Genomic DNA, 11,522 nt, shown 5'->3' on the forward strand with positions numbered 1-11,522 from the left:
ATCTTGCCCTGCCCCCGGCCGTATGGCAAGCATTTTCCCTTTATTTAGTGCCGAACATACGGTCGCCCGCATCCCCTAGGCCGGGAACAATATATCCATGGTCGTTCAGGCAGTCATCCACAGCCGCTGTGACGATCGGCACGTCGGGATGCGCCTCTTTCATCCGCGCCACCCCTTCCGGCGCGGCCAGAAGGCACAGGAACCGGATGTTCTTCGCGCCCTTCGCCTTCAGCAGATCGATGGCCGCCACGGACGAATTGCCGGTGGCCAGCATCGGATCGACCGCGATCACAAGGCGGTCTTCCAGCATGTCGGGCACCTTGGCGTAATATTGCACCGGCTTCAGCGTCTCGGGGTCGCGGTAAAGGCCGATGAACCCCACCCGCGCCGCCGGCACCAGTTCCAGAATCCCGTCCAGAAGCCCGTTGCCCGCCCGCAGGATCGAGATCAGCGCCAGTTTCTTGCCGTCGAGGATCGGGGCGTCCATCTCGCAGATCGGGGTTTCGATCCGGGTCGTGGTCATGTCCAGTTCGCGCGTGACCTCATAGGCCAGCAGCAGGCTGATTTCGCGCAGAAGCCGCCGGAAGCCCGCGGTCGAGGTGTCCTTTTTCCGCATGATGGTCAGCTTGTGCTGCACAAGCGGATGGGTGACGACGGTCAGATGGTCAAGCATGGTCGGGCTCCAGTAGCGGGGCGATGCGGGCGCGGGTATCGGGGTCACAGAAGGCGGCGTCAAGGCTGGTGCGGGCGATCTGGCGGAACACGCCGTCATCCCAGTCGAACGCCTCGGCCAGACGGTCGTATTCGCGGGCCATGGTGGTGTGGAAGAACGGCGGGTCATCGGTCGAAATCGTGACCTTCACGCCGCGATGAAAAAGTTCTCTGATCGGGTGCCTGCGCCAGCCGGGATAAAGCCCCAGCGCGATGTTCGAGCCGGGACAGACCTCAAGCACCACGCCGCGCTCGGCCAGTTCGTCGACCAGCGCCAGATCCTCGATGGCGCGGACGCCATGGCCGATCCGTTCCACACGCAGATCGCGCAACGCGTCGCGGATGCTGTCGGGGCCGCACCATTCGCCGGCGTGACAGGTCAGGCGCAGCCCCGCCTCGCGCGCCATGTCGAAGGACCAGGCGAAATCCTTCGGGGTCAGCACCGTCTCATCGCCGGCAAGGCCGAAGCCCACGACGAACGGCCCGGCGGTCTCGGCGGCGCACAGGGCCACCTCTTTTGCGCGGGCGGGGCCGAAATGGCGGATCGGCGTCACGATGGCGCGCAAGGTGATGCCCATCGTTCGCTCGGCCTCGGTCGCGGCTTCGGTGATCGCGTGCAGATATTCGCGCCACGCGCCCAGATCGCGGCCGCCGCAGAAATCGGGGCTGACGAAGGCTTCGGTGTAGGCCACGCCGGAAGCGGCGCTTTGTTCAAGGACGGCCAGCGTCAGGCGGTGGTAATCCTCGGGGCGGGTCAGGACGCTGGTGGCGGCCTCGTAGACCTTCAGGAAATGGGCAAAGTCGCGGAAGGCATAACTGCCGTCAGGGGCGAAGATGCCCGAGATGTCGATCTTCTTTTCCCGCGACAGGCCGCGGATGAAGGCGGGCGGGGCCGCGCCTTCCAGATGCAGGTGAAGCTCGATCTTGGGCAGGGTCACAGGAAGCTCCTTCCCGGGCCGGGCGACAGCAGGCCAAGATGCGCCGAAACCGAGGCCGCCACATCGGCAAAGCCGCACAGCCCGATTTCGCCCACCCCGGCACCGGCGACCAGCACCGGCACCCGTTCGCGCGTGTGCTCGGTGCCGCGAAAGGTGGGGTCGTTGCCATGGTCGGCGGTGAAGATCGCGACATCGCCGGTGCGCAGGCGGGCAAGGAAGGCGCCGGCCCGCGCATCGAACCATTCCAGATGCCGGGCATAGCCCGCCACATCGCGGCGGTGGCCGTAAAGGGTGTCGAACTCGACAAAATTGGCGAAGATCAGCGCGCCGTCTTCGGCCGTCTCGGCCAGCGCATCCAGCTGGTCGAACAGGGCGGCATCGTCGCGACCCTTGTGCAAGCGGCCGATGCCGCGATGCGAGAAGATGTCGCCGATCTTGCCGACGGCATGGGTCGCCCGGCCCGCGCCGGCGGCCACATCCAGCAGCGTCGGCGCCGGGGGGACGATGGCGAAATCGCGCCGGTTGGGGGTGCGGGCAAAGGCGCCTTCGGGGCCGGTGAAAGGGCGCGCGATCACCCGGCCCACCCGCATTGCATGAACCGTGGGCGCCAGCGCCGCGCACAGCGCCAGCAGCCGGTCAAGACCGAACCGTTCCTCATGCGCCGCGATCTGAAGCACGCTGTCGGCGGATGTATAGCAGATCGGCCAGCCCGTGCGCAGATGCGCGGCCCCCAGATCCTCGATGATGGCCGTGCCCGAGGCATGGCAGTTGCCAAGGATGCCGTCGGTTCCGGCAAGGCGGCAGATCTCGGCGGTCAGGCTGTCGGGAAAGGCGGGGTGGGTGTCGGGGAAAAAATGCCAATCCCATGGCACCGGAACGCCGGCCAGTTCCCAATGACCCGAGGGCGTGTCCTTGCCCTTCGAGACCTCGGTCGCGGCGCCCCAGCGGCCCTGCGGCGCGGCGCCAAGACCCGGCGCGCGGGCCCCCGAGGCCAGCCGGATCGCGGCACCAAGGCCCAGCCCGTCCAGCGTGGGCAGCCGCAAGGGGCCCGCCCTGCCCTGATCGGCGCGGCCTTCGGCGCAGGCAAGGGCGATATGGCCAAGCGTGTTGGCACCCGCATCGCCAAAGGCCGCGGCATCGGGGGCACCGCCGCAGCCAACCGAATCCATGACGATCAGGAAGGCGCGCGGCATCAGGCGATCCTTTCGTGGATCAGCAGCGGCTCGGCCGGTTCCTGATCGGCGACGGCATAGGCGGCCTGAATCGCGGCAACGGCGGCATCGGCATCCGCTTCGCTGGCGGCATGAACCATGGCAAGGGGAAGATCCTCGCTGACTTCCTCGCCGATGCCGGCGATGTCGGACAGCCCGACCGAGGGGTTCACCCGGTCGCACTCGCGCAGCCGGCCGCCGCCCAGACGCACCACCGCCTGCCCCAGCGCCGCGGTGTCGATGCGCAGAACGAAGCCCGGCCGCAGGGCCGGCACCTCGCGCATCACCGGGGCCGAGGGCAGCCGGTCAGGCCAGCGTTCGACGAAATCGACCGGCCCGCCCTGCGCGGCCACCATGCGGGCGAAATATTCGGCGGCATGGCCGCTTTCCAGCGCCTGTTCGATCCGCGCGGCGCCGTCGTCGGCGTCGGCGGCGATACCGCCCAGCGCCAGCGCCTCGCCGCCCAGCGCCACCGTCACATCCCAAAGCGCCGCGTTGATCGATGTGCCGGTCAGGGTCTCCATCACCTCGATCACCTCCAGCGCGTTGCCGGCCGCGGTGGCCAGCGGCTGGCTCATGTCGGTGATCAGCGCCGCGGTCATGCATCCCGCGCCCTGCGCGGTCGAGACCAGCGCATGGGCCAATGCGCGGGCCTCGTCCATCGTGGGCAGGAACGCGCCCGAGCCGACCTTGACATCCAGCACCAACCCTTCCAGCCCCGCCGCCAGCTTTTTCGACAGGATCGAAGCGGTGATGAGGTCGATCGATTCCACCGTGCCGGTCACGTCGCGGATGGCGTAAAGCCGGCGGTCGGCGGGGGCCATGCTGTCATCGGCGGCGACGATGGCGCAGCGGACATCCTCGATCTGGGCGCGCAGGCGATCCTCGCCCAGAGTGACGCGGAAGCCGGGAATGGCCTCGAGCTTGTCCAGCGTGCCGCCGGTATGGCCAAGGCCGCGGCCCGAGATCATCGGCACGAAGGCCCCGCAGGCCGCCAGCGCCGGCGCCAGCAGCAGCGAGGTGCAATCGCCGATCCCGCCGGTGGAATGTTTGTCCAGCACCGGGCCGGGCAGATCCCATTCCAGCACCTTGCCGGTGTCGCGCATCGCGCGGGTCAGCGCCACGCGGCCATCTTCGCCCAGCCCGCGCAGGCAGACCGCCATGGCAAAGGCACCCGCCTGCGCATCGGTGACATGACCCGAGGCCAGCCCCTGCGCAAACCATTGCAGTTCCGCGGCCGAGGGAGACTCGCCGCGCCGCAGCCGGCTGTTGATCGAGCGCGCGTCCATCACGCGCGGTCCATATGCGACCGGGTGAAGGTGCCGGGCAGCAGATCCGCCACCGTGGTGTACAGGATTTGCCCGTCGGTGGTGCAAAGTGTGACCGCGGCATCCTGCGGCGCGAATTCCGCGATCTTCTGCCGGCAGCCGCCACAGGGCGGGACCGGCGCCGGGCTGTCGGCGATCACGAGAATCTCGGCGATGCGGGTCTCGCCGGCGGCGACCATGGCGGCGATGGCGCCGGCCTCGGCACAGGTGCCCTCGGGGTAGGCCACGTTCTCGACGTTGCAGCCGACATGGATCGCGCCCGATGCGGTGCGCAGCGCGGCCCCCACCTTGAAGCGGGAATACGGGGCATAGGCGTTCTGGCGCACCGCGGTGGCGGCGTTGAGCAGGGACATGGGGGCCTCGCGGGTTCGACGCCCCGACATTGGGGCGCGGGGCTGCGGGATGCAAGCGGGGTGCGGGGGGCATGGCGCCGGGGGCTTCGCGCCCCCGGACCCCCGCGGGATATTTGGGCCAGACTGAAAGCAGGGGCCGGATCGCGGTTGCGTGGCGTGAGGAATGATTTAGTCGTGGGGCGTCTTTCGGGGAGGACGGAATGGACGAGGTCAGGCAGGACAACGCGCGGCATGCGGCACTGGATTATCACGAGTTTCCCAAGCCCGGGAAGCTGGAGATCCGGGCGACGAAGCCGCTTGCGAACGGGCGCGATCTGGCGCGGGCCTATTCGCCGGGGGTGGCCGAGGCCTGTCTGGAGATCAAGGCCGATCCGGGTACGGCAAGCCGCTATACGGCGCGCGGCAACATGGTCGGCGTGGTGACGAACGGGACGGCCGTGTTGGGGCTGGGCAATATCGGTGCGCTGGCGGCCAAGCCGGTGATGGAGGGCAAGGCCGTCCTGTTCAAGAAGTTCGCCGGCATCGACTGTTTCGATATCGAGTTGAACGAGCCCGATCCGGAAAAGCTGGCGGCCATCGTCTGTGCGCTGGAGCCGACCTTTGGCGCGATCAATCTGGAAGACATCAAGGCGCCCGACTGTTTCATCGTCGAAAAGCTGTGTCGCGAGCGGATGAACATTCCGGTGTTTCATGACGATCAGCATGGCACCGCCATCGTGGTGGGGGCGGCCGCCACCAACGCGCTGCATGTGGCGGGCAAGCGGTTTCAGGACATCAAGGTTGTGTCCACGGGGGGCGGCGCGGCGGGCATCGCCTGCCTGAACATGCTGTTGAAGCTGGGGGTGCGGCGCGAGAACGTCTGGCTGTGCGATATTGCCGGGCTGGTCTGGAAAGGCCGCGAGGTCGAGATGACGGCCCAGAAGGCGGATTACGCCCAGGACACCGATCTGCGCACGCTGGATGAGGTGATCGAAGGGGCGGATCTGTTTCTTGGCCTGTCGGGGCCGGGGGTATTGACGCCGGCGATGGTGGCGAAGATGGCCGAGCGTCCGATCGTGTTCGCGCTGGCCAATCCGGCACCGGAGATTTTGCCCGACGCGGTGCGATCCGTCCGCGCCAATGCGATCATCGCCACCGGGCGGTCGGATTATCCCAATCAGGTCAACAACGTCCTGTGTTTCCCCTTCATTTTCCGCGGGGCGTTGGATGTGGGTGCGACCACGATCAACGACGAGATGCAACTGGCCTGCATCGAGGGCATCGCCAGCCTTGCCCGCACCACCACCAGCGCCGAGGCCGCCGCCGCCTACAAGGGCGAGCAGATGAGTTTCGGCCCTGACTATCTGATCCCGAAGCCGTTCGATCCGCGGCTGATCGGGGTTGTGGCGAGTGCCGTTGCCCGCGCCGCGATGGAAACCGGGGTGGCGACGCGGCCCGTGGCCGATCTTGCGGCTTATCGGCAGCGGCTGGATGGCTCGGTTTTCCGGTCGGCGCTGATCATGCGGCCGGTGTTCGAAGCCTCGTCGCGCGAATCGCGGCGGATCGTCTTTGCCGAGGGCGAGGACGAGCGCGTGCTGCGGGCCGCCAATGCGGTGCTGGAGGAGACCGTCCACAAGCCGATCCTGATCGGCCGGCCCGAGGTGGTCGAGGCGCGCTGCGAGCGGGCGGGTCTGCCGATCCGGCCCGGACGCGATTTCCATCTGGTGAACCCCGAGCATGACCCGCGCTATCGCGACTACTGGGAAAGCTATCACGCGCTGATGGCGCGGCGCGGCGTGACGCCCGACACCGCGCGGGCGGTGATGCGCACCAACACCACTGCGATCGGCGCGATCATGGTGCAGCGGGGCGAGGCGGAAAGCCTGATCTGCGGCACCTATGGCCAGTATCTGTGGCACCTGAACTATGTCACCCAGATCCTTGCACGGGGCGGGCTGCGGCCGGTGGGGGCGCTGTCGCTGATGATCATGGAGGACGCGCCGCTGTTCATCGCCGACACCCATGTGCATCACGAACCCACACCCGAGCAGATCGCCGACACGGTGATCGGCGCCGCGCGCCATGTCCGCCGGTTCGGGCTGGCGCCGAAGGTGGCGCTGTGTGCCTCGTCGCAGTTCGGGAACCTTGATTGTTCCACCGGGCGGCGGATGCGCGCGGCGCTGGAGATCCTTGACGCCCGCCGCCCCGATTTCGCCTATGAGGGCGAAATGCACATCGATGCCGCGCTGGATCAGTCGATCCGCGACCGGATCTTCCCCGGCGGGCGGTTCAATGGCGCGGCGAACGTGCTGGTCTTTGCCAATTCGGATGCGGCCTCGGGGGTACGCAACATTCTCAAGGTGAAAGCAAACGGGTTGGAGGTCGGGCCGATCCTGATGGGAATGGGCAACCTTGCCCATATCGTCACGGCTTCGATTACGGCACGCGGGCTGCTGAACATGTCGGCGCTGGCGGGGACGCCGGTCGCGCATTACGGCTGAACATGTCGAAATGATATTTTTACCGCGGGCGGATGCGGCCGATGGTAGCGCAAAACGTGACCAAAGGCCGCGCCAGAGGATCTGAAACACCCTTGAAACATTCTTGCGCCCCGGAAAGGCGCGGCGTAACAGAACATGCAGATCGAGGGAGGGTATACGATGGCATACGCAAGCCTTTACAAGTGGTCTCTGGAAGATCCCAACGGCTTCTGGATGAAGGCGGCCGAAGAGATCGACTGGGTGAGCCCGCCCTCGAAGGCGCTGTTCGAGGACAAGGCGCCGTTCTACGAATGGTTCGCCGACGGGATGGTGAACACCTGCTGGAACGCGGTGGACCGGCATGTGGAAGCCGGCCGCGGCAAGCAGATCGCGATCGTGCACGAAAGCCCGATCACCCATTCGTCGAAGGGCATCACCTATGCCGAGCTTCAGGCCCGCGTGGCCTCGCTTGCCGGTGCGTTGCGCGCCAAGGGCATCGAGAAGGGCGACCGCGTCATCATCTACATGCCGATGATCCCCGAGGCGCTGGAAGCGATGCTGGCCTGCGCCCGTCTGGGCGCGATCCATTCGGTGGTGTTCGGCGGCTTTGCCGCGCATGAGCTGGCCGTGCGGATCGACGACTGCAAGCCCAAGGCGATCATCGCGGCCTCTTGCGGGTTGGAACCCAGCCGCGTGGTCCATTACAAGCCGCTTCTGGATCAGGCGATCGAAGAAGCCACCCACAAGCCCGACTTCTGCGTGATCTTCCAGCGCGAGCAGGAAGTGGCCAAGCTGGTCGAAGGCCGCGACGTCGCGTGGCACACCTTCCAGTATGGCGTCGAGCCTGCGGAATGTGTCCCGGTCGAGGGCAACCACCCCGCCTATATCCTTTACACCTCGGGCACGACCGGCCAGCCGAAGGGCGTGGTGCGGGCAACGGGGGGCCATCTCGTCGCGCTGAAATGGACGATGAAGGCGATCTACGACATCAACGCGGGCGACGTGTTCTGGGCCGCCTCGGATGTGGGCTGGGTCGTAGGCCACAGCTATATCTGCTATGGTCCGCTGATCGCGGGCGCCACCACCATCGTCTATGAAGGCAAACCCGTCGGCACCCCCGACGCCGGCGCCTTCTGGCGCGTGATGCAGAACAACAAGGTCAAGACCTTCTTTACCGCCCCCACCGCGCTGCGCGCCATCAAGCGCGAAGACCCGCAGGGCAAGCTGATCGAGGATTACAACCTGCGCTCGTTGAAGGCGCTGTTCCTTGCCGGCGAACGCGCCGACCCCGATACCGTGGTCTGGGCGCAGCGGAACCTGAACGTGCCGGTGGTTGACAACTGGTGGCAGACCGAAACCGGCTGGGCGATCGCCGCGAACCCGATCGGCATCCAGCAACTGCCGGTGAAGATCGGCAGCCCGACGGTGCCGATGCCGGGCTATGACGTGCGCGTTCTGGACGAAGGCGGCCACCAGCTTGGCGCGGGCGAACTGGGCGCCATCGCGATCAAACTGCCGCTGCCCCCCGGCACGCTGCCCACGCTGTGGAACGCGGAAGAGCGGTTCAAGAAAAGCTATCTGTCGCACTTCCCCGGCTATTACGAAACCGGCGACGCCGGCTATATCGACGAGGATGGCTATGTCTACATCATGGCCCGAACCGACGATGTGATCAACGTGGCCGGACACCGCCTGTCGACCGGCGCGATGGAGGAAATCCTCGCCAGCCACACCGATGTGGCGGAATGTGCGGTGATCGGCGTCTCGGATGCGCTGAAGGGCCAGTCTCCGCTGGGCTTCCTGTGCCTCAACAAGGGTTCTGGCCGCGAACCGGCGGATGTGGTGAAGGAATGTGTGCAACTGGTGCGCGACAAGATCGGCCCGGTGGCCGACTTCAAGCGCGCCTGCGTGGTGGACCGCCTGCCCAAGACGCGCTCGGGCAAGATCCTGCGCGGAACCATGGTCAAGATCGCCGACGGGCAGGATTTCAAGATGCCCGCAACCATCGACGATCCGGCCATCCTGGACGAGATCCGAGAGTCCCTGCTGGAAATGGGCTATCCCAAGGCCTGACCCTTCCTGCGCGCCGCGGCCCTGCCCGCGGCGCGCTTTTGCTCAACCCAGGGATGAACGCCGGGCTGGACTTTGTTGGCCCAAAGGCTAACCTGCACCGGCAATACGACGCTACTCAGGTTCACACCCATGACGGCCCCTCTCAATGCGCCGAACCTCGGCTCGGACACTGTGGTGGTCTGCGGAGACCGCGCCGGAAGGCTTGCGCTTAGCGGCGAGCTGGCCGCCGGCCTGAACGAGACGATGATCTGCCTGGCCCGGCTTGAATCCGATCTGGGCGCCGACATTGCCGCCTTCGCGCGGCCGCTGCGGCAGGCGCTGACCGACCTGTGCGGCCATGTCGACCGCGCGGCAGCCTTTCTGGCCGAGGCCGCAATGGACGAACCCACCCTCACCCCCGGTTGCATCGACGAAGACCGCTTTCAGCGCCTGCTGGACATCGCCGGCCCCGATACGGCGGCCGAACTGCTGCACCGGATGCACCTTGACCTGCGCGGGGTGCGGGATCGGCTGGACCGTGCCCTGTCGGCCGACGACTGGAACGAGATCCGCGCCCAGACCCATGTGCTGGTCAGCCTTGCCGGAACGGTCGGCGCGGTCGAATTGCAGCGGCTGGCCGAGGTGATGAACGCCGCCGCCCACCGTCACGATCACGAAGGCGCGTCGGTGCTGCACCCCGAACTTCTGGCCCGACTTGACACGTTGCTGGGCTATGTCGCGCAGAAAAGGGACGGCAGATGAGTGCGCCGGTCCGACAAGGCGGGGCCGAGGCGAAACCCCGCACGGCCTCGGCACCGGACAATGCGCGGCCGCGACATATCCTGCTGATCGAGGATACACCTTCGCTTCAGATGGTCTATCGCTCGGTGCTGGCCTCTGCCGGGCACCGGGTCGCGGTGGCGGGGACGGCCGCGGAAGGGCTGGCGCGCTTCCACGAGGTGACGCCCTCGGTGGTGCTTCTGGATCTGATGCTGCCGGACCGCGACGGGCTTGACCTGATGCAGGACATGCTGCGCCTGCGCCCCGAGACCAATGTGATCGTGATCACGGCCAACGGCTCGATCAACAAGGCGGTCGAGGCGATGCGTGCCGGCGCGCATGAGTTTCTGGTCAAACCCTTCGACGAACAGCGTTTTCTTGGCGCGGTCGAGAATGCCTCGCAGGCGCGGACACCGCGCCAGCCCCGCCGGGCCGTGCCCGAACCCGAAGCGCCGGTGGTGCTTTCGGGCAGTTTTCTGGGCTCGTCCGATGCGATGGAGCGGATCCAATCCAAGATTCGCTCGGCTGCGCGGTCGATGGCGACGGTGTTCATCACCGGCGAAAGCGGCACCGGGAAAGAGCTTTGCGCACTGGCGGTTCACGCCAATTCGCCCCGTGCCAGCGGCCCGTTCATCGCCCTGAACTGTGGCGCGATTCCGCAGGATCTGCTGGAATCCGAAGTGTTCGGCCATGTGAAGGGCAGTTTCACCGGCGCGATTGCCGACAAGCCGGGGGCCGCGGCGGCAGCCGATGGCGGCACGCTGTTTCTGGACGAGATCTGCGAGATGGCGCCCGCGCTTCAGACCAAGCTGCTACGCTTTCTTCAGACCTCGACGGTTCAGCCGGTGGGCGCGACGCGGCCACGCAAGGTCAATGTCCGCATCGTCTGCGCCACCAACCGCGACCCGCTGGATGCGGTCCGCCGCGGCCATTTCCGCGAGGATCTGTACTATCGGCTTTATGTGGTGCCGGTTCACATGCCCCCGCTGCGCGAGCGCGGCGACGATGTGATCGAGATCGCCGAAGCCGCCCTGTCGCGCTTCGCCGCCGAAGAAGGGCGCGAATTCACCGGGCTCGATCCCGAGGTGGCGGCACTGTTTCGCCGCCATCCCTGGCCTGGGAATGTGCGGCAAGTGCTGAACGTGATCCGCAACGTCGTGGTGCTGAACGACGGGGGACTTGTCACGCCGCGGATGCTGCCCGATGACTTTTCGGATCAGGATCTGCCGGTGGATGTGGCCCTGCCGGGCGCCCTGCCCACTTCGTCCGAGCCAATTCTGAACGGGCTGATCGGCCGAACCCTGGCCGAGATCGAACAGATCGTGATCGAGGCCACCATCGCCCGCCACGGCGGATCGGTTCCCAAGGCCGCGCGGGTGCTGGATGTGTCGCCCTCGACGCTTTACCGCAAACGGGAAAGCTGGAAGGGCTGAAGGCAACTGACGGCCTCCGGTTGCCCACCGCCGGGTCATAGCCGACGGGGTTGCGCAGGGCTGCCGCATCCGGCCGACATCCTGCCGCCGGATCATATCCTACAGGGTTGCCGCTGCCGGCCGACATCCCACCGCCGGGTCATAGCCGACAGAGTTGCGCAGGGCTGCCGCATCCGGCCGACATCCCACCGCCGGCTGTGGCGGTCGAGAAGCAGACGGACGCGGGCCGCCTTCGCAGGAAACCCCGTGACCGCCGA

9 protein-coding genes are annotated in these 11,522 nt (G+C 66.9%); 4 read left to right on the forward strand and 5 right to left on the reverse strand.

What is annotated here, in order from left to right:
- Nucleotides 1-40 precede the first annotated feature (40 nt).
- From upp to CRO07_RS09615, 5 genes are read right to left on the reverse strand one after another with little or no spacing between them, the layout of a single operon-like run.
- The gene (gene upp, locus CRO07_RS09595; protein ID WP_097030477.1) at nucleotides 41-673 is read right to left on the reverse strand and encodes a uracil phosphoribosyltransferase; all 633 of its coding nucleotides are present in this window, start codon (nucleotides 671-673) and stop codon (nucleotides 41-43) included.
- Entirely contained in the window at nucleotides 666-1,649 is a 984-nt protein-coding gene (locus CRO07_RS09600; protein ID WP_097030478.1) for an adenosine deaminase, read from the reverse strand. The genes upp and CRO07_RS09600 overlap by 8 nt, the downstream gene beginning before the upstream one ends.
- Nucleotides 1,646-2,842, reverse strand: a complete 1,197-nt coding sequence (locus tag CRO07_RS09605; RefSeq protein WP_097030479.1) for a phosphopentomutase — start codon at nucleotides 2,840-2,842, stop codon at nucleotides 1,646-1,648. Before CRO07_RS09605 ends, CRO07_RS09600 begins: the two co-directional genes overlap by 4 nt.
- Nucleotides 2,842-4,149, reverse strand: coding sequence for a thymidine phosphorylase (locus CRO07_RS09610; protein WP_097030480.1), 1,308 nt, complete (start codon nucleotides 4,147-4,149; stop codon nucleotides 2,842-2,844). Before CRO07_RS09610 ends, CRO07_RS09605 begins: the two co-directional genes overlap by 1 nt.
- Nucleotides 4,149-4,541, reverse strand: a complete 393-nt coding sequence (locus CRO07_RS09615; RefSeq protein WP_097030481.1) for a cytidine deaminase — start codon at nucleotides 4,539-4,541, stop codon at nucleotides 4,149-4,151. Before CRO07_RS09615 ends, CRO07_RS09610 begins: the two co-directional genes overlap by 1 nt.
- A 200-nt stretch (nucleotides 4,542-4,741) precedes the next feature.
- On the opposite strand from CRO07_RS09615, the gene CRO07_RS09620 reads away from it, so the two are divergent.
- From CRO07_RS09620 to CRO07_RS09635, 4 genes are all read left to right on the forward strand, one after another.
- On the forward strand, nucleotides 4,742-7,021 hold the full coding sequence (locus CRO07_RS09620) for an NADP-dependent malic enzyme (protein ID WP_097030482.1): 2,280 nt from the start codon (nucleotides 4,742-4,744) through the stop codon (nucleotides 7,019-7,021).
- A gap of 159 nt (nucleotides 7,022-7,180) precedes the next feature.
- Nucleotides 7,181-9,073 (forward strand): propionyl-CoA synthetase, encoded by a 1,893-nt coding sequence (locus CRO07_RS09625; protein WP_097030583.1) that lies wholly within the window; start codon nucleotides 7,181-7,183, stop codon nucleotides 9,071-9,073.
- A gap of 129 nt (nucleotides 9,074-9,202) precedes the next feature.
- Nucleotides 9,203-9,814, forward strand: coding sequence for an Hpt domain-containing protein (locus CRO07_RS09630; RefSeq protein ID WP_097030483.1), 612 nt, complete (start codon nucleotides 9,203-9,205; stop codon nucleotides 9,812-9,814).
- A complete protein-coding gene (locus CRO07_RS09635; protein WP_097030484.1) occupies nucleotides 9,811-11,265 on the forward strand; it encodes a sigma-54-dependent transcriptional regulator in 1,455 nt (484 codons plus the stop codon). The genes CRO07_RS09630 and CRO07_RS09635 overlap by 4 nt, the downstream gene beginning before the upstream one ends.
- Nucleotides 11,266-11,522 lie beyond the last annotated feature (257 nt).

The organism is Cereibacter ovatus, assembly GCF_900207575.1.
GTDB classification, from domain to species: domain Bacteria; phylum Pseudomonadota; class Alphaproteobacteria; order Rhodobacterales; family Rhodobacteraceae; genus Cereibacter_A; species Cereibacter_A ovatus.